The sequence below is a fragment of the Cupriavidus gilardii genome (genome assembly GCF_013314895.1).
In the GTDB taxonomy this organism is placed as follows: domain Bacteria; phylum Pseudomonadota; class Gammaproteobacteria; order Burkholderiales; family Burkholderiaceae; genus Cupriavidus; species Cupriavidus gilardii_C.
This window is the reverse complement of record NZ_JABTYE010000042.1, coordinates 1-21,603: the sequence shown is the minus strand read 5'-3', so window position 1 is coordinate 21,603 and position 21,603 is coordinate 1. Positions and strand designations below refer to the sequence as shown.

The window sequence follows — 21,603 nt, the reverse complement described above, 5'->3', positions numbered from 1 at the left end:
CTCCCCTCCGATGACCCCGCCCGTCCCGTCGTTCTTTTCGTGATGACGCCTGGCCGCCGATGCCGGCACCGCCATCGCCTCTGCCCTGTCCGCAATCGCCGCGTTCACCATTTGACCGTCCCCTTCTGCCACGACAGTGCGCGATCGCGCAGCGCGAACAGCAGCGTGATGACCCCGGAAAACAGCAGCGCCATCACGATCAGCGCCGCGTACATATTGACGTACGACGCCCAGCCCTGTGCCCAGGTCAGGTACCAGCCGAGCCCGGACTTGACGCCCATCATCTCCGCGGTGACCAGCACCGAGAACGACGCGCCCAGTCCCATGAACAGGCCGACGAAGACCTGTGGCAAGGCCGCAGGAATCGCCACGCGCAGCACCAGGAACCAGCCCGACGCGCCCATCGTGCGGGCCACGTCGTAGTAGCGTTTGTCGACGCTGGCCACGCCCGACCAGGTCAGCACTGCCACGGGAAACGCGGTGGCCAGCGCGATCAGGAACACCGCAGCCGAATAGCTCGACGGAAAGAAGTAGAAGGTCAGCGGCAGCAGCGCGGTCGACGGCAACGGACCGAGCACGCGCAGCACCGGATGCACCCAATAGCCGATCCGGCGCGACCACCCGATCGATACGCCGATCAGAAAGCCCGCCACCGCGCCGTGCGCGACGCCAAAGCCGAGCAGCTTCAGCGTATTGAGCGCGCTGTCGCCGAGCCTGCGCCAGTCGTCGAGATAGACCTCGATCAGCGCCTGCGGCGGCGCGAAGAACGGCGTCGGCAGCGTCGCGGTCTTGGCGGTCAGATATTCCCAGGCGGCCAGCACCAGCGGCACGGCGATCAGCCACGGCCCGGCGCTGCGAAGCGCCGCCCAGCCGCGGTGCCTTTCCCATAAGCGCGGACCGATCGCCGCGGACAGCGCAAGCGCTGCCGCCACGACCAGCGCGGCGATGCCCAGTTCGGCGGTATAGGCCCAGTCGCTGAATCCGGCGACGCGGTTGGGCCAGCGCCAGGTCAGCAGGCCGAAGCCGGCCCATGCGAGCGCCGCTGCGTAGCCGACCGGCCATCGCTTCGACCCCGGCACCGCGGCTGCCGGAGAGGGGGCGGCGCTGGCGGAAGGCCGTATGGCGCCGGGCTTGTCCCGGCGCGTTGCCCGGCCCGTATCGCCCGCCCCGTCGAACGCAGGTTGATGCGTACTCATGATTTATCCCAGGACATTGGCATAGACATGCTGTGCCAGGCGTTGCGGATCGGTGGTCTTCTTGATCACGCCGATCTTGCGGAAATCCTCGGCATAGAAGGCGATTTCATCGCGCAGATCGATGCCGGTCGGATGATGGGTATAGGTCAGCGTCGCATAGAGCTTGCGCAGATCGTCCAGCGAAATCTTCGGCGAATACCTGGCGAACACCTTGGCGGCCTCGTTCGGGTTCTCGTGCACGAAGTCGGTGGCCTGCACGATGGCTCGCGCCAGCGCCGAGGCCGCGGGGCGGTCGTTGCGAACCAGTTCGCCGCGCGCGCCGATCACGCAGCAGACCTTGCGCGCGTATTCGCCCGTCAGGTTGGTGGCGAGTTCGACATAGGCGCCGTTGGTGCGCTTTTCCAGCAGATAGAGATTCGGGTCGCCATCGGCGATCGCCTGGATCTCGCCCTTGTCGACCGCCACGCCGAGCAGGTCCGCCGGATACTGGCGCCACGTCACGTCCTTGTCCGGATCGATGCCGTTCTTGGCCAGCAGGATCGTGAAGAAGTGCTTGCCCGGCGCGGCCAGATCGCTGACGCCAACCGTCTTGCCCTTCAGCGCCTGCAGATTGGTCACGCCGGCCGCTTTCGAGCCGACCAGCCGCACGCAGCCGCCGTGCGAGCTGCCGATGATCTTGACGTCGAACCCGGCCTCCAGCGGCTTGAGCCAGCGGTGAATCATGCCGACCGCGGCGTCCGCCTTGCCGGTGGCGATCGATTCGAGCAGCTGATCGGTCGAGCCGCTGTAGTTGATCAGATCGACCTGCAGGCCATTCTTCTCGAAGAAGCCCTTCTCCTGCGCCACCACGATCGGCGTCAGGCAGAGCGAGTTCTGGTTCCATGCGAAGGTCAGCTTGCGCGGCGCGGACCAGGCGCGCCGGCCCAACATCAAGGCCGGGGCGGCAATGGCCGCGGCGCCGGCCAGGCGCAGCACGTCGCGCCGCCGCTGGGCGGTGGGCGTGGCATCGGCGGAGGATTCGAGTTGGCTCATGGTGATGCGGCTCCCGTGATTCGAGGTGTGGTTGGTTTGATCTCGATATGTCTGAATGCGTGTTGCCGGCGCGTCAACCGGGCTCATGCCGCCTGCAGTTGCCCCGGTTGTCGTTGCTGCTGCTGCCGCCGCGCAGCGCGTTCGGCCACCAGCGCGCGCAGGCGCGGAATCAGCTCGCGACCGTAGTCGATCGCATCGTCGAGCGGATCGAAGCCGCGGACCAGGAAAGTGGTGACGCCCAGGTCGTAGTAGTCGAGCAGCGCGTGCGCGACCTGTTCGGGCGTGCCGACCAGGCCGGTCGAGTTCGACCGGCCACCGGTCTCGCGGGCGATCGCAGTCCACAGCCGGGTATCGACGCGATCGCCCTGCTCCGCGGCCGCGAGCAAGCGGCGCGCGCCCTCGCTCTGCTGGGGCCCGCCGCGGCTGAAGCCCTGCTGCACGCGCAGCGCGCGGGTACGCTCGAGAATGCGGTCGGCGCGTTCCCACGCCTTCTGCTCGGTGTCCGCCAGCACGGGACGGAACGACACCGAGAAGCGGATCTCGCGGCCGTGTCGCGCGGCTTCGGCCCGTACACGCGTGGTCAGCTCGCGGACCTGGTCCAGCGATTCGCCCCATAGCGCGTAGACGTCGGCGTGCTTGCCGGCGACTTCGATCGCTGGCGCCGAGGCGCCGCCGAAGTAGATCGGCACATGCGGCTGCTGGGCCGGCTTGACTTCGGAGAAGCCGCGCTGGAAACGGTAGTAGCGGCCCTCGTGATCGAAGGGCGCAGGCTCGGTCCAGATGCGGCGCAGGATGCCGAGATACTCGTCGGTGCGCGCATAGCGCTCGTCGTGATCGAGATAATCGCCATCGCGCTTCTGCTCGTCGTCGGAGCCGCCCGAGATGATATGCACGCCCAGCCTGCCGCCGCTGAACTGGTCCAGCGTCGCGATCTGCCTTGCGGCCAGCGTCGGCGCGGTGAAGCCGGGGCGATGCGCCAGCATGTAGTGGATTCGCTCGGTCACCGCGGCGGCATACGCGATCGTCAGCGTGGCCGATGGCCCGGTCGAATGATGCGGCACCAGGATGCGATCGAAGCCGGCCTGCTCGTGCGCCTGCGCGAAGGCACGCACATAGTCGCGATCGACGGCGGGCCCGCTGGGCGGATGGATCTCGGATTGCTTCTGGCTCTGGATCATGCCGATGATGTCGACGCTCATGGGTTCTCCTGTACCGCCGTCACGGCGGCGCGAATGGTGCAATGGTCGTGCGCAACGGTCGTGCGCAATGGCGACAAACGTACGTCAAAGGCCCGGCCGGCTGAACGAATAAAAACGACACTCCATATTCGATTTGCATCGTTCATCGACGGGGCACTGCGGCGTTACGCTAGGCGCCGATCCGAATCCGCACAGGAACATCGCCATGCCCTCTTCCGCATTGCGCCGGCTGCCAGGCAGCGAGCCGCGCCTCGATGACACCCTCTACACCTTGCGTGCGACCTTCGCCGCCACCGCGGCGCGGCACGATGCCGACGGCAGCTTTGCGCACGACAATGTCGCGCTGCTGCACCGCTACGGCCTGATCGCGCAGGTCGTGCCGCAGGCTTTCGGTGGCGGCGGTGCGAACCTTGCTCAGGCGCGCCGCATCGTTGCCGCCGTGGCGGCCGGCGATGCCGCCACCGCGCTGGTGCTGACGATGAGCTATCTGCAGCACCGCGCGATTGCACGCGACGACCGGCATTGGCCTGCAGCGGTCGCGCAACAGGTGTTCGCCAGCGCGGTGTCCGAGGGCGCACTGATCAACGCCTTACGCGTCGAACCCGAACTCGGTTCGCCATCGCGTGGCGGACTGCCGGGCACGGTGGCGGCGCGCACCGCGGATGGCTGGCGCCTGCGCGGGCGCAAGCTCTATTGCACCGGCATCCCGGCCCTGCGCTGGCTTGCGGTCTGGGCGCGCACCGACGAGCCGCAGCCGCGCGTCGGCGTGTTTCTGGTGCCGGGGCCGGTCGATCCGGCACGCGGCATTCGCGTGATCGAGAACTGGAATCACCTCGGGCTGCGCGCGTCGGGCAGCCACGAGACGGTGCTGGACGATGTGTGGATCCCGCCGGAATTCGCGGTCGACATTCGGCCGCCCGAGCAATGGGCGCCGGCGGGCGCCAGTCAGGTCGATACCGACGCCAGCGCCGAACAGCAGGCATGGATGGTGGTGCTGCTCGGCAGCCTCTACGACGCCGTCGCGCGCGCGGCCTTCGACTGGATTCGCGATTTCGTACGGACCCGTGCGCCGGCAAGCCTGGGCTCGCCACTCGCTACGCTGCCCCGTGTGCAGCAGAGCATCGGCGAAATCGCTGCGTTGTTGCAGGCGAATCGGGCGCTGCTCGACGACGCGACCACGCGCGTCGATGCCGGCCGTCCCCCATCATTCGGCGACAGCGGACTGTTGAAATTCACCGTGACCGGCAATGCGATCCGCGCGGTCGAACTTGCGCTGCAACTGGCCGGCAATCATGGATTGAGCCGCAACAACCCGCTCGAGCGACATTACCGTGACGTGCTCTGCAGCCGCGTCCATACGCCGCAGGACGATGCAATTCTGATCGCCGCGGGCCGGCATGCATTGACGTGAGCCCTCATGAAGCCGGTCGCCCCGCGATATGCTCGCTGGCGCCGCGCTCGATCAATCGAAGGGCCTGCTCTGCGGGCACGGGCGGACTGAACAGATAGCCCTGCCCCTCGTCATAGCCCTCCTCGCGCACCGCGGCCAGCTGGCTCGCGGTCTCGATACCCTCGGCGGTGGTGACGAGCCTGAACGCCGCGCCGAGGCTCGCCACCGCATGCAGGATCGCGCGCGCCTCGTCGTTGCCGCGCACGTCGGTGACGAAGGAGCGATCGAGCTTGATCTTGTCGAAGGCAAAACTGCGCAAATAGCCCAGCGACGAATAACCGGTGCCGAAGTCGTCCATCGCGATACGCACGCCGATCTCGCGCAGCGCCTGCAGGGTCGACCGGTTCGACTGGCTCTCCTGCAGCAGCACCGATTCGGTGATCTCCAGCTGCAGCCGCGCGGGCGACAGACCCGCTTCCTGCAACGCGTGCCGCACGGTATCGGCCAGCGCGGGATCGCGAAACTGCAGCGGCGACAGGTTGACGGCCACCGCCACGGCCGCGGGCCACGCTGCGGCCTGCCGGCTCGCCTCACGCAACACCCATGCGCCGATCGGCACGATCAGGCCGGTTTCCTCGGCCATCGGCACGAATTCCGCGGGGGAGATCATGCCGCGCTCGGGATGCTGCCAGCGCAGCAGCGCCTCGAAGCAGCGGATCTCGCCCGAGCGCAGGTCGTAGACCGGTTGATAGTGCAGCAGCAACTGTCCGTCGGCCAGCGCCTGGTGCAGGTCGCGCTTGATCGCCACGCGGGCGCGCAGCTGCGCATCCATGTCGGCGTGGAAGGCGAGCACGGTCCCAGGCCCCTCTCGCTTGGCGCGATCGAGCGCGATATCGGCGGCACGCAGCAGGTCGTCGGGCTGATCGCCGTGTTCCGGCGCGACCGCGATGCCGACGCTCGCGCCAATGGTGACGGTATGTCCGTCGATGGTGAAGGGCTCGGACAGGCAGGCCTGGATGCGGCGCGCCAGCACGGCCGCCTGCTCGCCATCGGCCAGCGGGGTCTGCACCACCACGAATTCGTCGCTGCCCAGCCGCGCGATGGTATCGGCCTCGGTCAGACAGCTGCGCAGCCGCTCGGCGACCTGGCGCAGCACGGCATCGCCCACCGCATGGCCGAAGGTATCGTTGACGCCCTTGAAGCCGCTCAGATCGACGCAGTGCAAGGCGATGCGGCGGCGCTGCCGCCGCAGCAGTTGTTCGAGATGCTCGCGCAGCGCGACACGGTTCGGCGTGCCGGTCAGCGCGTCGTGGCGGCTCAGATAGGCCAGCCGCTGCTGCGCGGCCAGGCGCTCCTGTTCGGCGCGGCGGCGTTCGGTGATGTTGCGGAAGAAGATCGACAGGCCCTCGGTCGTCGGATAGGCGTGCACCTCGAGCCAGATCGCCAGCGGCGGCAGATATTCCTCGAAGGCCACCGGCACCTGTTCGTCCAGGGCGCGCCGGTAGTGCCGCGCGAATACGCCGTCGGCTTCTTCGGGAAACATGTCCCACAGGCTGCGGCCGATCGCCGGTCCCCGTTCCTGCAACGCGCGAGCGGCGTTGCCGTTGAAGTAGGTCAGGCGCCAGTCCCGGTCGATCACGATCACGCTGTCCATGGTGCTCTCCAGCACCGCGGACAGCCGTTGGGCCAGCTGCTGCGCCTCGCGTTGCGCGCGGTCCGCCTCCTCCCGCGCCTGGCGCGCCTCGGTGGCATCGAGCGAGATGGCCAGCAGGCGCGCCGGCCGGCCTTGCTCGCCGGGGATCGACGCGGTCACCGTGTCGAGCCACTGCACGGCGCCGCTGCGGGTATGGCGGCGGATCGTGAAGCTGCCGATGCCGCCCGCGCCGCGTCCAGCGCTTCGCCGGCGTCGGCGCGGCAGGTTGGCGGCAGCAGATCGATCCAGCGCTCCCCGAGCACGGGTTCGTCCTCGTCGATCTCGAGCAGGCGATAGGCGGTCGCATTCGCGTACAGCACGCGTCCGTCCAGGTCCAGCACGCGGATGCAGTTGGGGCTGTTCTCCAGGATGCTGCGGCTGAATCGTTCGCTCTCGCGCAGCGCCGCCTCCACGCGCATGCGATCGTCGATGTCCTCCAACGTGCCGTACCACCGCATCACGCGGCCCTCGCTGTCCCGGCGCGGCGCCGCGCGCGAACGGAACCAGCGGTATTCGCCGCTGCGCATCCGCAAGCGGAAGGTCTTGTCGAACGGCGCTCCGCTGTCGACGCTCGTGCGCCAGCGCCGCAGGGTTTCGTCGAGATCGTCCGGGTGGACCTGCTCGGCCCAGCCGGTGCCCTTGCCCTGCTCCACCGATCTGCCGGTCAGCTCCTCCCATCGTGGCCCGGCTTCGGACACCAGACCTTGTGCGTCGGCGGTCCACGGCACCTGAGGATTCAGTTCGACCGAATGGCGGTAGTGCTCCTCGCTTTCGCGCAGTGCGCTCTGGGCGCGGCGGATATTGGTGATATCGACGATCGAGGCGATCACGACCGGCAGCGGGGCCCCGTCGGGTCCAATCAGCATGACGCGGCGCTTGCGGGTGGACAGCACGCGCGTGCTGCCGTCGGCGGCCGTCAGGCTCTCCTCGACCTCGCGCTCTTCGCCGGTGTCAAACACCTCGTCGTCGACCGCCCAGTAGCCGTCGGCCTGTTCCCTCGGCAGGAAGTCGTGGTCGGTGCGGCCCAGCAGCGTGTCGCGGCTGTGGCCCATCAGCTCGCACATCTGGTCGTTCAGCAGCAGCCAGCGATGGGCGCGGTCCTTGACCAGCACCGGATGGGGCAGGCCGTTCAGCAGGGCCTCGAGTGCGGCGGCGCCGCGGTCGCCGCGAAACAGCGCGAAGGGTTGCGTGCCATCGTCCGATGGCGCTGGATGCCGGTCTGGCGCGACGCGAGCAGTCATGATCGTGAGGGTGCAGGCATGGCGAACGAAGGCGCGTCGGGGAGTAACGGTGCCGGATGCCATGGCTATTGGGCGGCACTGTAGCGCACCTGCGCTGCCCTCTGCTATCCACCGCAGTCCGACACTCGAAGAGCGGCGACGTCGAGACGGCCGCGATGGGCCGGACAGCGGCTGTCATGCGTTCGGCGGCTGGAGCCAGCAAACCATATGCAACTGGTTGCATACAGACACGCGCACTGCTATCCTCATTGCAACCCGTTGCATATCGCCGCGCCCGGGCGCCGAGCCGCATTCCCGACAGAACCGACAGAAGAGGACAGCGAGATGGAAATCGACGACCAACCTTTGCCCGACGCCGCGCGCCGCACCCTCGCGACCTGGCATCAGTTGCTCGAGCGCAATGCGATGGAGGAACTGGATCCGCTGCTGTCGGACCGGATCGTGTTTCGCTCGCCGGTCGCGCATACGCCCTACCCCGGCCGGGACGCGATCAAGCTGGTGCTGAAGACCGTCAACACGGTGTTCCAGAACTTCCGCTATCACCGCACCTTCGCCAGCAGCGATGGCAGCAGCGTCGTGCTGGAATTCAGCGCAGAGGTCGACGGCAAGGCGCTCAAGGGCATCGACATGCTGCGCTTCGATGAGGAAGGCCGGATCGAGGAGTTCGAGGTGATGGTGCGCCCGCTGAGCGGCCTGCAGGCGCTGGGAGCGGCGATGGGCGAGCGCCTGGGCGCTGCCCGCGCAACGCTGACGGGCAAGGCGCCGCAGGACTGAACCGGCGGCGCCTTCTCGATAACCGACGACGGTGCCGGCCGCTTAGTCGGCAAAGGCGCCGGCCTTGCGCAGCATCGGCTGCCACTTGTCGCTTTCGGCCTTGAGCCAGGACTTCAGCCCGTCCGGCGTCTGCTTGGCCGGCGGCACGATCTCGGCGCCCAGCTCGTCGAGGCGCTTGACCACCGCCGGGTCCTTCAGCGCCGCCTGCAGCGCGGCGGTCAGGCGCGCCACCACTGGCGCCGGCGTGCCCTTGGGCGCGTACACGCCGTGCCACACCTTCATCTCGAAGCCCTTGAGCCCGCCCTCCTGCAAGGTCGGCGCATTGGGCAACGCGCGAATCCGCTGCGGCGTGGTGACCCCGTACAGCTTGACCTTGTTGGCGGCGATCTGCGGCAGCGTGGCGGTGGTCTGGTCGCACAGCACATCGACCTGACCGCCCAGCAGCGCGGTCATTGCCGGCGCCGTGCCCTGGAACGGAATCACGTTCAGCTTGACGTTGGTGGCCTGCTCGAACAGCAGCCCGCACAGCTGCGAGACCGCGCCGAGCCCCGCGTTGGCAAGATTGATCTTCGACTCGTTCTGCTGCACGTAGCGGACCAGTTCGGCGGTGTTGTTGGGCGGCAGGTCCTTCTTGCCCAGCAGCGTCATCGGCACATCGGCGACCTGGCCGATGTACTCGAAATCCTTCAGCGGGTCGTAAGACAGCTTGCGGTACAGCGCCGGCGCGGTGGCCATGCCGTTGTGGTGGATCAGCAGCGTGTAGCCGTCGGGCTCGGCGCGCGCCACATAGGCCGGCGCAATGGTGCCGCCCGCGCCGGTGCGGTTCTCCACGACCACGCTTTGGCCGAGGTGCCGGGACATGGCCTGGCCCAGGCTGCGCGCGACCACGTCGGTGGGACCGCCGGCAGAGAATGGCACCACCAGCGCAATGGGTTTATGCGGGAAGGCGTCGGCCGCCTGCGCAGCGGCAGCGGCGAGCAGGCCGAGCGCCGCGACAGCGAGATGCAGGGAAGCCAACGGTCGAAGGGAACGGGTGGACGCAATACGAACAGCCATGGCGATGTCTCCGGATGTAATGCCCTGCGTGCCCAGGGCTCGAAATCGCCGTAGTGTCGGCCAACCGACCGCTTCGGCGCCATCTGCCATTGCTTAAGCCATCGTACGCGTCAGCGGAAGCCGGGTTTATGCGGATCGTTGATGTGGCCGGCCACTGTGGTTGGTTGCGGCGGGTCGTTCGGGCACCGTCCCGTCGAACAACTCAGCCCGGCGGCGCGCCCTGCCCGTCATCCGCGGCGATCTGTTCGAGATGCGCCACCAGCATGCGGGCGGCCCGCGACAGGCTCTGCTCGTCGCGAAAGCAGATGGCGAAGCGCCGATGCGCCCAGCCATCGGCCAGCGGCACCACGCGGACGTCGAGCGTGGCGGCGATCGGTTCGACGACCTCGCGCGGCACGATCGCCAGGCCCAGCCCGGCGCGCACGCAGCGCAGCGACGCGTCGAACGTCGACACCACCGCCCGATAGGTGACCGGCCGCCCCACGATCGCGGCGTGCCGGGCCAGCATGGTGTGCACCGCCGTTTGCGCGGGCAGGCCGATATGATCGAAGTCCAGCGTATCGGCGAACATGCATTCCCTTGCGCGTGCAAGCGGATGGGAAGCATGTACCACCGCGGCCAGATGGTCGGCGCGATAGGGCCGCGTGGCCAGCCCTTCCAGATCGGCGGCATCCCAGCAGATGCCCAGCGGCGCCGATCCCTCCCGCACCGCGCGCACCACTTCGCGGCTCACGGCTTCCTCGACCGAGACGCGGATGTCGCGATGCTCCGGCTGCTGCAGAAAGCCGGCAATGTCGTCGGGCAGCGACTCCGCCATCGACGACACCGTGGCCAGCAGCCGGACCTGCCCCTTGATGCCGGAGCCATAGTCGGCCATATCGCGCGCGACCCGATCGGCCGCGGCCAGCATCGCCCGCGCATGCTCGAGCAGAATCTCTCCGGCAGGAGTCGGAATCACGCCGCGCCGCCGCCGTTCCAGCAACTGCGCGCCGACCGTATCCTCCAGTTGCGCCAGCCGCTTGCTGATCGCCGACGCGACGATATGCTGCTGCTCCCCGGCCCGCGCCATGTTCCGCGTCTCGCAGACCGCGACAAACAGGCGCAGGCTGGTCAAATCCAGGTCCCGCATCGTGGGCTTGCTCCTTGGCACCGCTAACGGCTCATCAGGGGGCAAATCATAGCGCGCCGATTCGCGCCTGGAGGCCTTTCCCGCGTCGTGCCCTGACTTCCTTTACGACAGCACCAATGGCGGTAGCCCGTGCTTCTCCCGTGCACGATTGCACGCGGCGGTGCCCGCGCTGAATTCCCGGCATGGGGAAGCGCGTTGCGGGTAGATCGTGCAGGAGACGGCGCTGCCGACTTCGCCGCTGAGGGCGACGCAGCGCGGGCGGCGAGTGTCGGTGCCGCGCATGGCGACCAGATGGGGGGTGATGGGCACCGTCAAGGCATGGGGGACGGTGCCGGCGGGATGGGCGTCGGACTCGGCCCAGTAGAACGACACACGGAAATGGGCGCAGCAGGCGCCACAGCTCAGGCATGGTTCGGACATCGGCGTTCAGCGATTCGGCAAAACGGCAAAACGGCAAAACGGCAAAACGGCAAAACGGCAAAACGGCGGCAAATATAGCAGCGCGGCAGGCATTGCGGCTCCCTCTCCCGCTGGCGGGAAAGGGATGGGGAGAGGGCCGGACGGTACAAGGCCCCCCGACCGCTCGCCCCCCATACGCCTACCACGTGTATTTCACCCCCACCCGCACCACATACTGGTGGTAGCTCTGCTCGCCCCACGCGCCCGCCAGATTGGCCCAGCCGGTCCAGCGCTTGTGGAGCTGCGCATTGACGCCCAGCTTGGCCTCGTAGCGGTTCTCGGGATAGAGATCGCCGACCGTCACCCGGTCGAAGGTCATGCGCCGGTCGGTGTCGGCATGCCACCAGTTCAGCGTCAGATAGGGCTGGATCCGGCGCGTGTCGCCCTGGACGAAGGTGCGATGCAGACGCACGCCGAGGCGCGTGATCGGGCCATCCGAATCGCCGCCCGCGATCCGGGTGCCGTTGGCCTCGGCGATGTCGTCCTGCCGATAATCCACGTAGACCAGCTGCGCCTGCGGCTCGATCACCCAGTCGGCGCGCAGTGGAATGGCATAGCCGACCTCGCCCGATACCGCGAGTCCGTGCGCGTCGTACTTGACCGTCGGCAGTCCCGCCCCCTCGACACGCTGGTCGAACCAGCCGTACTGGAACCAGGTATCGACATAGGCGCCGAGCTTGTTGTCGTCGTTCTGGTACCAGGTGCCATAGACCCCGGCGCTGAAGCCGTCGACCTTCCCACGCGCACGCGCCGGGTTGCCGGCCGCCTGCGCATCGGTGGTTGCCGCCAGATAGCTGCCCATCACGCCGAGGTGCACGCGGTCGGCCGCGCCCAACAGCGACCACTTCGCCAGTTCGGCGCCGCCCTGCAGCAGAAAGGTATCCGTATCGACCTGGAAGTTCCCGTCGCGGCTATGGCTGCCCTCCCACTTGCCGACCATGCGCAGCCAGCCGGAACGCGGCTGCTGGCTGTCCGGCGCGAAGCCCTGCGCTTCGACGAATTGCGGCTCGCCGAGACGGTCGTGCAGGCTGTGCACGAACATCTCGCCGGCGACTCGCCGATTGGCCAGGTAAGCCGCTGCTTCGGGCCGGAACAGCGGCTGCGGTGGCTGCGGCGGTCCGGGCGGCGCCGGTTGCCGCTCCGAGCGCAGATACCACGACTGCGGCGACGAGGGATCGACGCTGCCGTGAAACAGCCGATATTCGTAGGCGCCTGCCACCACGCGCCCGTCCAGCGCAAACGCATCGGCCGTGGTGGTGGCGCCGCTGGTCGCCTCGACCACCTGGATGCCGTTCGCGCTGGTCAGGGCGCCCGCGCCGCCGGCGTTGACGATGCGAAGCCGCGATTGCCCGCCGGCACTGCCCTGCACGACCAGCCTGTCCGACGGGGAATCGTCGCCGTCCAGCCGCGTGTTCAGCGCAATCAAGCCGCCGACACCGGTGTATTGCTGCACGGTCAGCGTCTTGAAGGTGCCCGCGACAGGCGGGGCGAACATGACCTGGCTGGCATCCACCGTCAGGCGGGTCAGGTTGGAATTGCCGGTCATGTTCCAGTGCGTGCCATGCCGCAACGTCACGTCCGACACGCTGCCCGCCTCGGTCAGCGCCGCACCGGCGATCCGGCTGTTGCTCGCGACAATGGTGCCGAAGCCGGGCTCCGCGCCGGTGCTGACGATGGGGGTAGCGGTCGCCATCGCGAGATCGCGCTCGGTCGCCACAGGGTTCGATGGCGCTTCGTTTTCGCCCTGCGGGCCCGGCGGCTGGAGGAAACGGCGCGCCGCCGCCGAGAAGGCATCGTTCGGGCCGACCCGCAGCCACAGCGTGCCGCCGGTGACGGTGGCATCGGCCAGCCCCACTGTCGCAGTGCCACCCGCCACGGCGATGGCCGGCCCGGACACGCTCGACAGGCGGCTGCCACTGGTGAAGTCGGCGCGCGAATGCGTTCCCGCCAGCCCGGTCAGCAACAGCGCCGAAGCATCGGCGCCACTTGCCTCGGCATCGACCCCGGTGCCGGTCAGCGCGGCGCCCTGGTACACCGCGAAGGCATGGGCACCGCCCCCTTCGGTGCTGACCGTCGTGCCGTCGATCGACGCGGTCGATCCGGCCTCGATGGCGCTGACGCCGTGGCTGCCATCGCCGGCAGTACGCACGCTGCCGCGCACCATCGCCAACGCGCCGGCGCCGAACACGGCGGCGGCCGGCGCGTCGGCACCGGCAGTCGAGACGGCAACCTCGGTGGCGCTCAGCGTGGTGTCGGTGTCGCCGACAAACAGACCGACCGCACGCTCACCGGTCGTGGTCACCGCACCACGCAACAGCGCGATGCCGCCACTTGCCCGTGCATAAGCGCCGTAGCCGTTGGTGCCGCCGGTAGCCACCGTGCTGTCCGTCGCAACCAGGCGCCCCGTGAAGGCGGCGAACCAGCCCGCGGCATCGCCGCCGCCGATATCCAGCGCTACCCGTTCCGCGTCGATGCGCGCCCCGCCACTGGTTGCCAATGCACCGTGCGCGTTGTTGCCGGCGGTCGCCACGCTCGTGTCGGCCAACACGATGCGCGATCCCGGCCCCGCCATCCCCGAGGCCCGCACCGCGCTGCTGGCCGGCCCCTCGGTGACGATCGACCCGCCGTTTACCGTGATCCCGGCGCCGGACTGCGCGTTGATGCCGAAGCTGCGATTGGCCCCCGCCTGCCGCGCCGCAACCGCGACGTCGGTCAGCGTCAGCGCACCGCCGCCGACGGCCATCGCGCCTGTCCCGTCACCGGTGGTGGTGATCGAACCGCCGGTCAGCGCCGCGGTGCTGCCGGCGCCCTGAACGAACACGCCATGCGCGCGCAGATCGCCCGCCGCTGCGCCGGCGGTGGTAATAGTGGCACCGGACAACGCAACGCGGCCGCCGCTGAACACGCCGACGCCATACTCGCCGTTCGCGCTGGTGCCGATCGTCAGACCGCCCGACGGGGAGGCGCCCGCGGCCGTCTCGACGACCGCGTTCTGTTCGACGCGCAGGGCCTGCCCCTGCGCGGTTCGCGTCAACAGTTGAATGGGCCCTTGCGAAGTATCGAAGACCACGCGGCTGCCGTTTCTGGCAACCAGCGCCCAGCCGGCGCCGGGTGCGGCAGGCACGTCGATCGTGGTTCCGCTGGCCACGATCGCGTCCTGCGCGTCGAGAATGACCGAATTGCTGATGAGACCCGGACCGATCGGCGTCTGTGCCTGTGCGCCGATGGCGCTCAGTGCAGCCAGGCCGATGCAGTGCCTTGCCAGTGATTTGCCGCGCCGCGTGGACGACGGGCACGGGGGACGCACCCCCGCTTGCAGACAACAGGTTGTGCGCATGACAGTCTCCCCGGTATCGACCAACATGCCGGCGGACCGTCTATCGATCGATGCCGCAACCTCTCGTTGAAGGTATGCGTGGGCCCGCCTGCATGGCGGTCTATTCTGCGACTGTCGGGCGCACAGAGTGCGTGGTTTTTTTCTGCGAGTTTTTGATCTGCGGCGCTACCGTCACCGACCGCGTCTCGCTGCCGACGCATGCCGGTCCGCATGCCGCCGGACCGAGATGGTCGACTTCAATCGAGGCTCAATTTCGCCTGCGCCGCGACCTTCTTCCACTTGGCGATCTCGGCGCGTCGGAACGCGTCGAGCTCGGCCGGCGTCGAGCCGACGGTCTCGGCGCCGAAGCTGCCGAGCTGCTCGGCCACCACCGGGTCCTTCAGCACCTGCGCCAGCGCGCGGGACACCTGTTCGACGATCGCCGGCGGCGTGCCGGCCGGCGCGAACACCGCGTTCCACTCATAGCTCTCGTAACCAGGCACGCCCGCCTCCGCGATGGTCGGCAGTTCGGGTGCGGCCTTCGAGCGCTTGGCGCCGCCGACGGCCACCGCACGCAGCTTGCCGCTCTTGATGTGCTGCCAGGCCGAACCCATGCTGGCGAACATCACCGGCACCTGGCCCGCCATCACGTCGACCATCGCCGGGCCGCCGCCCTTGTAGGCGACATGTTCGAGCCGCGTGTTCGCCATCAGATTGAACAGCTCGCCCGCCAGATGCTGCGCCGAGCCGTTGCCGGCCGACGCAAAGTAGACCGGCTTGCCGGCATTGGCCTGACCGAGCTTGATCAGGTCGGCCACCGTCTTGACCGGATACGACGGCGTAACCACCAGCGCATTGGGCACGCGCAGCAGCAGCGACACCGGCGCGAAATCCTTCAGCGTGTCGAACTGCATGCGGCTGTGCAGCGCCGGATTCTGTGCGTGGTTCGAGGCATCGAGCATCAGCGTGTAGCCGTCCGGCTTGGCGCGCGCCACATAGGCGCCGCCGATCATGCCGCCGGCGCCGCCCCGGTTGTCGATGACGACCGGCTGGCCGAGCAGCGTCGACAGTTTCGGCGCCAGCAGGCGCGCAACCACGTCGACGGTGCCGCCGGGCGGATAGGTGACGACCAGCGTCACGGGGCGCTCGGGATAGGCCGCGGCCGCGGGCGCAGCCACCCCGGCCATCAGCACCGCCGAGGCAGCGAGCACGCAGGCGCCGGCACGGCGCGACAGCGTATGGAACAGGACGGGCAGCATCATGCGAGGTCTCCTTGGAATTCGAATTGGAACAGGGTCAGCGCGGTATCGCCGAGCAACTGCCGGCGCTGGGCGGCATCGTCGATCCAGTCGTCGAGCCATTGCCGGGTCGCCCCGTAGGCCACGTGAGGATGTTGGGTGTGGGGCCAGTCGCTGCCCCATAGCAGGCGCGAGGCGGTGAAGGCCTCCAGCAGCCGTTGCGCCGCGCGCCGCCCGGCTTGCGCGCACCGCGCATCGGGCCAGTTGCGATAGGCGCCGGACAGCTTGACCCAGACCCGGCCGCTGTCGGCCTTGCGCAGCAGATCGAGAAACCCGGGGTCGGCCACGTCGAGGGCCGGATCGGGCCGGCCGAAATGATCGACGACGATGCGGCAGCCGGCCGCCAGCAGTGTCGGCATGACTTCCTGCAGCCGCGCCGCTGGCAGATGCAGCTCGACGTGCCAGCCGCGCGCGTTGATGCGCTCGAGCAAACCGCGCCACGGCGCCGAGCCGAGCGCCGGCGCCGGCAGGCCGATCAGGTTCAGCCGGATGCCGACCACGCCGGCGGCGGCCATCGCGTCCAGCTCCGTCTCGCCGATGGCAGGGTCCACCACCGCCACGCCGCGCAGCCGAGCCGGCTGCGCTCGCAGCGCGGCCAGCAGATAGCAGTTGTCGGTGCCAAGAAAGCTCGGCTGGACCAGCACGCCGTGGCTCAATCCATGCGCGTCGAGTTGCGACAGGTAATCGCCCAGCAGCGCGTCGTGGTCCGGCCGGTAGCGGCGGGTGGCGGCCAGCGCCAGGCCGCGCTCGAACACGTGGGCGTGCGAATCGACGGCCGCGGTCGTCAACGGTGGCGGCGCGGATGGCGAGGACTGGGACAAGGCACGACTCCGGACGGGAAAAAGCTGGGGACCGAATGAAGCGGAAGTTGGGACGGATTCTAGGGAGCGCGGGTATAGTTTTCCATTATCGAGAAGATGTTTATTCATACCGTTTCAATATGGAAACTCGCCACCTGCGCTACTTCCTGGCCGTGATCGATCACGGCAGCGTCAGCCGCGCCGCCGACTGGCTGGGCATCGCGCAGCCCGCGCTGAGCACCGCGCTGGCCCGCATGGAGAAGGACCTCGGCGTTCGGCTGTTCGAACGCTCGCGCCGCGGCGCGCAGCCGACCGCGGCGGCACTGGCGATCCTCGACGATGTGCGCACCAGCGTCGAACGCATCGACGCGGCGGCCCGGCGGGCGCAGGAGATCGGCCGCGGCAGCGCCGGGCAGTTGACCATCGGTCTGGTGTCCTCGGCGCTGTTCGATACGCTGCCGCGCGCGCTGCGCGAATTGCGTCGGCGCGCCCCGGGTGTCCGCGTGATCCTGCGCGAGATGAGCAATGCCGAGCAGGCCGAGGCGCTGCGCACCGGCGCCATCGATCTCGGGCTGATGCATACGCCGGTGGCGGTCGGCGGCCGCATGCGCGAGCGCCCTCTGCTGCGCGATCGGCTCGTTGCCGCGATCCCCGATGAACTGGAGCCCGGAGCGGATGGCAAGGTCTCGCTGGCGCAGATCGCCGAGGCCGGTCTGGTGTTGTATCCGCAGGCGCAACTGCCGGCCTTCCATGCCGGCATCCTCGATGCGATGCGCAAGGCCGGCCACGAGGCCCATGTCGCGCAGGAGGCCAACCGGACGTTGACGGTGCTGGCCTGCGTCGCCGGCGGCTGCGGCGTGGCCCTGCTGCCCAGCTGGATCCGTTCGCTGAACTTCCGCGGCGTGCGCTTTTGCGAGGTACGCGACGGCGATGCGCTGCCGACCTTCGACCTGTCCGCGATCTGGCCGGCACGCTCGGTGCCGACCCTGGCCGATCTGTTCGCGAGCCTGGAGATGGGGCCGGCGTAGCGCCGTGGCATGGCGTTTGCATCGTCAGCCGTCACGATTGCCGATCCGCGAAGGAGCGACCATGCGCCCGTCCCGTCCTGTCACCATCGTCATCACCGGCGCCTCCAGCGGCATCGGCCGCGCCACCGCCGAAGGCTTTGCGCGTCCGGGGGTGCGCCTGGTGCTTGCGGCACGCGGCGAAGCGGCGCTGCGCGAGGTCGCCCATGTCTGCGCCGCGCATGGCGCCGATACGCTGACGGTGCCGACCGATGTCGGCGACGCCGAGGCGGTCGCGGCACTGGCCCGACTGGCCGCGGATACGGGCGACGGCCGCATCGATGTCTGGGTCAACAACGCCGGCGTCGGCGCGGTGGGGCTGCTGGAGCAGACGCCGGTGCATGCCCACGAGCGCGTACTGCGCACCAATCTGCTGGCCTACCTGTACGGCGCCCACGCGGTGCTGCCCTACTTCAAGCGCGAGGGACACGGCACGCTGATCAATGTGCTGTCCATGAACGCGTGGTCGCCGTCCGCCTACGGCGTGTCCTACACCGCCAGCAAATACGGCCTGCGCGGTTTCAGCGAGGCGCTGCGCGCCGAGCTGCTGCCCTTCCCCGACATCCACGTCTGCGACATCTTTCCGGCAGTGGCCGATACGCCGGCCTTCCGGCATTGCGCGAACTACACAGGCAAGGCGATCCGGCCGCCCCGGCCGCTGGTCGATACGCGCACCATCGCCCGGGCCATCGTGCAGGCGGCCGCGCGGCCGCATCGGCAGGCCACCACCATCGGCAGCGTGGCGTGGCTGTCACGCCTCGGCAATCTGGTGGCGCCCGGCCTGACGCGGCGCTTTTCCCAGCAGCTGGCGCGGCGTTACCTGGACCGGGCAGACCATGCGCCCCGCACCGACGGCAATCTGTTCGATCCGACCGAAGGCTATATGGCGGTGGACGGCGGCTGGCGACACCGGGCGGAGGGCTCGCACGCCACGCAGGCGGGCCTGATCGGCGCCGGGCTGCTCGCCCTGGGCGTATGGGCGCTGTGGCGGCGCCAGTCCGGCTAGGACGACACGCCCCACCTTTGCGTGCCGGTGCCGTCATGCTGCGCCGCCGCACGACCGGGCGTTTTGCTTCACAATAACGCCGAATCCGGCCGCCCGGGATCAGTCCGGGGCGCGCCAGCGGGCCGCAGAGCCCTGCGTCCGGTTCACCACAAGATCCAATAACACGCGTTCGCGCGATCTCTATCTCTTGCAGTCATCTCCTCATGTCCGCCCCTGACGGTAGCCCATACGATCCGATCGACTCCTTTTCACACGATGCCCCCACGCCTTCCCCCACCGCCAGCAAAGCCGACCGCCGCGCCGGCCGGCTCGCGCTGCTGGCGCTGGGAGTCGGCGGCTTCGCCATCGGCACCGGCGAATTCGTCATCATGGGCCTGTTGCCCGACGCAGCCAGCGATCTCGCCATCTCGATCCCGGCCGCCGGCCACCTGATCAGCGCCTATGCGCTGGGCGTGGTGATCGGCGCGCCGCTGCTGGCGGTGCTTGGCGCCCGGTTGCCGCGCCGCACGCTGCTGCTGGCACTGATGGCGGTCTTCGCCGTCGGCAACTTCGCCAGCGCGCTGGCACCGGGCTACGGCTCGATGATCGTCGCGCGGCTGCTGACCGGCTTTCCGCATGGCACCTACTTCGGCGTGGCCGCGCTGGTCGCCGCCAGCCTGGTGGCGCGCGAGCGGCGCGCCCAGGCGGTGGGGCTCGTGATGCTCGGCCTGACGGTCGCCACGTTGGTCGGGGTGCCGATCGCGGCGGCGATCGGCCAATGGCTGGGTTGGCGATCGGCGTTTGCGCTGGTCGGCCTGATTGGCGCGCTGACGGTGCTGCTGGTCTGGCGCTGGGTGCCCTTCGTGCCGGCCGATCGCCATGCCAGTCCGCTGCGCGAACTGTCGGCGCTCAAGCGCAAGCAGGTCTGGCTGACGCTCGGCATCGGTGCGATCGGCTTTGGCGGCATGTTTGCCGTGTTCAGCTATATCAAGCCCACGATGATCGAGCTGGCGCATATGCCAGCCAGCGGCATTCCCTTCGTGCTGGCGCTGTTCGGCGTCGGCATGGTGGTCGGCAATCTGGCCGGCTCGAAGCTGGCCGACAAGGCGCTGATGCCGACCATCGGCGGCGTGCTGGTCTGGTCCGCCGCGGTGCTCGGCGCCTTCGTGCTGACCGCGCCGCATGCCTGGCTGGCGTCGGCCAATGTGCTGCTGATCGGCACCGTGGTCGCGCTCGGCCCGGCCCTGCAGATCCGGCTGATGGACGTCGCTGGCGATGCGCAGACGCTGGCCGCGGCGCTGAATCACTCGGCCTTCAACATGGCCAATGCGCTGGGCGCCTGGCTGGGCGGCGTGACCATCGCGGCCGGCCTCGGCTGGCAATCGACCGGCTGGGTCGGCCTGTTGCTGGCGGCGGGCGGCTTGCTGGTCTATCTGCTGTCGCTGTCCGACGCCTCGCGCCGCGGCGCGCCGGCGGCCGCATAACGGGCCGCATAACGGGCGGCAGCCACGGGCCCGCAGGTGCAGGCGGCGTTACCGGCGGCGACGGGGCCTTGCAGCAGCGTCATCGCGCTGCGCTACCATGGCGCTTTCTGCACCTCGATCCCCCGCCCGCGCACCATGGAGCCTGAACCGATGCCGGCCACCGACGGCCAGACCCTGGCGCCGCATCGCCATCCGGTGCGGGAAGTGTTCCTCGTCTTTTTAAGATTGGGGCTGACCTCTTTCGGTGGGCCCGTCGCGCATCTGGGCTATTTCCATCAGGAGTTCGTGGTGCGCCGCCGCTGGTTCGGCGAGCGCGTCTATGCCGATCTGGTGGCGCTCTGCCAGTTCCTGCCCGGTCCGGCCAGCAGCCAGGTCGGCATGGCGATCGGGCTGTCGCGCGCCGGGTTTGCCGGCATGCTGGCGGCCTGGGTCGGCTTCACGCTGCCATCGGCCATCGCGCTGATCCTGTTCGCGCTGACCCTGTCCACCTGGGGCAATGTGCTGCCCGCCGGCATGCTGGCCGGACTGAAGATCGTCGCCGTGGCGGTGGTCGCGCAGGCGGTCTGGGGCATGGGCCGCTCGCTGTGCCCGGACCGCTCCCGCGCGACCATCGCTGCGGTCGCGGCCTGCGTGGTGGTGCTGGTGCCGGGTGCGCTGGCCCAGGTCGCGGTGATGGCGGTGGCGGCGCTGCTCGGCCGGGCCATGCTGAAGACGGCCCCGGCCGCCGGGCATGATGCCTTGCCCATCGCTGTCGACCGCCGGCTCGGCGCGCTGCTGTTGTCGATCTTCGCCGCGCTGCTGGCGCTGCTGCCGCTGGCGGCGCAAACCTGGCCCGGCCAAGCGCTGGCGCTGACCGATGCCTTCTACCGCGCCGGCTCGCTGGTGTTCGGCGGCGGCCACGTGGTGCTGCCGCTGCTGCAGGCCGCAGTGGTGCCGACAGGCTGGGTCGACAACGACGCCTTCCTGGCCGGTTACGGCGCGGCGCAGGCGGTGCCCGGTCCGCTGTTCACCTTCGCCGCCTTCCTCGGCGCGGCGATGCGCGTCGAACCGAGCGGCTGGGCCGGCGGCGCCCTCTGTCTGGTCGCGATCTTCCTGCCGTCCTTCCTGCTGGTCGCCGGTGCGCTGCCGTTCTGGGAGCGGCTGCGCCGCAGCCGGCACGCGCAGGGCGCGCTGGCCGGCGTCAACGCGGCGGTGGTGGGCGTGCTGCTGGCGGCCTTGTACGACCCCGTCTGGACCAGCGCGATTCATCGCCCGGCCGACTTCGCGCTCGCCCTCGCGGCACTGGTGGCGCTGATGTTCTGGAAGCTGCCGCCGTGGCTGGTGGTGCTGGCCTGCGCCTTCGGCGGCTGGGGCCTGGCGCTGCTGCCGCTTTGATCCGATCGGGTCGGCGCCGTTGGCATGCGGCGTGCTTGAGTCAGACAACGCGGTTCGCCAGCACGGCCAGCACCGCTGCCCACGCGCCATGTCCTCGCCATCCCGCCCTACCC

General features: G+C 69.3%; 17 protein-coding genes. 6 read left to right on the top strand and 11 right to left on the bottom strand.

The window, feature by feature from the left end; translation table 11 throughout:
- Positions 1-104 precede the first annotated feature (104 nt).
- The 3 genes from HTY53_RS24050 to HTY53_RS24040 all read right to left on the bottom strand — a co-directional run bounded on the left by HTY53_RS24050 (position 105) and on the right by HTY53_RS24040 (position 3,427).
- Positions 105-1,196, bottom strand: coding sequence for an ABC transporter permease (locus HTY53_RS24050; protein WP_174109106.1), 1,092 nt, complete (start codon positions 1,194-1,196; stop codon positions 105-107).
- Between the two features lie 3 nt (positions 1,197-1,199).
- A complete protein-coding gene (locus HTY53_RS24045; protein WP_174109105.1) occupies positions 1,200-2,228 on the bottom strand; it encodes an ABC transporter substrate-binding protein in 1,029 nt (342 codons plus the stop codon).
- Between the two features lie 83 nt (positions 2,229-2,311).
- Positions 2,312-3,427: an LLM class flavin-dependent oxidoreductase gene (locus tag HTY53_RS24040; protein ID WP_174109104.1), complete on the bottom strand. Its 1,116-nt coding sequence runs from the start codon at positions 3,425-3,427 to the stop codon at positions 2,312-2,314.
- Between the two features lie 205 nt (positions 3,428-3,632).
- On the opposite strand from HTY53_RS24040, the gene HTY53_RS24035 reads away from it, so the two are divergent.
- Positions 3,633-4,838 carry an acyl-CoA dehydrogenase family protein gene (locus tag HTY53_RS24035; RefSeq protein WP_174109103.1) on the top strand — a complete coding sequence of 402 codons (1,206 nt, stop codon included), beginning with the start codon at positions 3,633-3,635 and terminating at the stop codon, positions 4,836-4,838.
- Positions 4,839-4,842: 4 nt separating this feature from the next.
- Here the strand turns inward: HTY53_RS24035 and HTY53_RS24660 are convergent, their stop codons facing one another.
- Complete coding sequence (locus HTY53_RS24660) at positions 4,843-6,648, bottom strand: putative bifunctional diguanylate cyclase/phosphodiesterase (protein ID WP_217435739.1); 1,806 nt, start codon at positions 6,646-6,648, stop codon at positions 4,843-4,845.
- Complete coding sequence (locus HTY53_RS24655) at positions 6,627-7,751, bottom strand: PAS domain-containing protein (protein WP_217435738.1); 1,125 nt, start codon at positions 7,749-7,751, stop codon at positions 6,627-6,629. The genes HTY53_RS24660 and HTY53_RS24655 overlap by 22 nt, the downstream gene beginning before the upstream one ends.
- A gap of 324 nt (positions 7,752-8,075) precedes the next feature.
- Here HTY53_RS24655 and HTY53_RS24025 point away from each other — a divergent pair, with 324 nt between their 5' ends.
- Positions 8,076-8,525, top strand: coding sequence for a nuclear transport factor 2 family protein (locus HTY53_RS24025; RefSeq protein ID WP_174109102.1), 450 nt, complete (start codon positions 8,076-8,078; stop codon positions 8,523-8,525).
- Between the two features lie 42 nt (positions 8,526-8,567).
- Here HTY53_RS24025 and HTY53_RS24020 read toward each other — a convergent pair whose 3' ends face one another.
- The 6 genes from HTY53_RS24020 to HTY53_RS23995 form a co-directional block, all read right to left on the bottom strand.
- A complete protein-coding gene (locus tag HTY53_RS24020) occupies positions 8,568-9,581 on the bottom strand; it encodes a tripartite tricarboxylate transporter substrate-binding protein (protein WP_174109101.1) in 1,014 nt (337 codons plus the stop codon).
- Positions 9,582-9,783: 202 nt separating this feature from the next.
- Positions 9,784-10,710 carry a LysR family transcriptional regulator gene (locus tag HTY53_RS24015; protein WP_174109100.1) on the bottom strand — a complete coding sequence of 309 codons (927 nt, stop codon included), beginning with the start codon at positions 10,708-10,710 and terminating at the stop codon, positions 9,784-9,786.
- A 102-nt stretch (positions 10,711-10,812) separates the two neighbouring features.
- Positions 10,813-11,130, bottom strand: a complete 318-nt coding sequence (locus HTY53_RS24010) for a YkgJ family cysteine cluster protein (RefSeq protein WP_174109099.1) — start codon at positions 11,128-11,130, stop codon at positions 10,813-10,815.
- 178 nt (positions 11,131-11,308) lie between these two features.
- Positions 11,309-14,506, bottom strand: a complete 3,198-nt coding sequence (locus HTY53_RS24005) for an autotransporter family protein (protein WP_174109098.1) — start codon at positions 14,504-14,506, stop codon at positions 11,309-11,311.
- Between the two features lie 236 nt (positions 14,507-14,742).
- Positions 14,743-15,747, bottom strand: a complete 1,005-nt coding sequence (locus HTY53_RS24000; protein ID WP_438820988.1) for a tripartite tricarboxylate transporter substrate binding protein — start codon at positions 15,745-15,747, stop codon at positions 14,743-14,745.
- Positions 15,744-16,604, bottom strand: coding sequence for an amidohydrolase family protein (locus tag HTY53_RS23995; protein WP_254600099.1), 861 nt, complete (start codon positions 16,602-16,604; stop codon positions 15,744-15,746). Before HTY53_RS23995 ends, HTY53_RS24000 begins: the two co-directional genes overlap by 4 nt.
- A gap of 119 nt (positions 16,605-16,723) precedes the next feature.
- Between HTY53_RS23995 and HTY53_RS23990 the strand changes: the two genes are divergently transcribed.
- The 4 genes from HTY53_RS23990 to chrA all read left to right on the top strand — a co-directional run bounded on the left by HTY53_RS23990 (position 16,724) and on the right by chrA (position 21,490).
- Entirely contained in the window at positions 16,724-17,611 is an 888-nt protein-coding gene (locus tag HTY53_RS23990; protein ID WP_174109096.1) for a LysR family transcriptional regulator, read from the top strand.
- Positions 17,612-17,672: 61 nt separating this feature from the next.
- The gene (locus tag HTY53_RS23985) at positions 17,673-18,653 is read left to right on the top strand and encodes an SDR family oxidoreductase (RefSeq protein WP_174109095.1); all 981 of its coding nucleotides are present in this window, start codon (positions 17,673-17,675) and stop codon (positions 18,651-18,653) included.
- 203 nt (positions 18,654-18,856) lie between these two features.
- On the top strand, positions 18,857-20,116 hold the full coding sequence (locus HTY53_RS23980; protein ID WP_238510940.1) for an MFS transporter: 1,260 nt from the start codon (positions 18,857-18,859) through the stop codon (positions 20,114-20,116).
- A 150-nt stretch (positions 20,117-20,266) separates the two neighbouring features.
- Positions 20,267-21,490, top strand: a complete 1,224-nt coding sequence (chrA, locus tag HTY53_RS23975; protein ID WP_174109094.1) for a chromate efflux transporter — start codon at positions 20,267-20,269, stop codon at positions 21,488-21,490.
- Positions 21,491-21,603 lie beyond the last annotated feature (113 nt).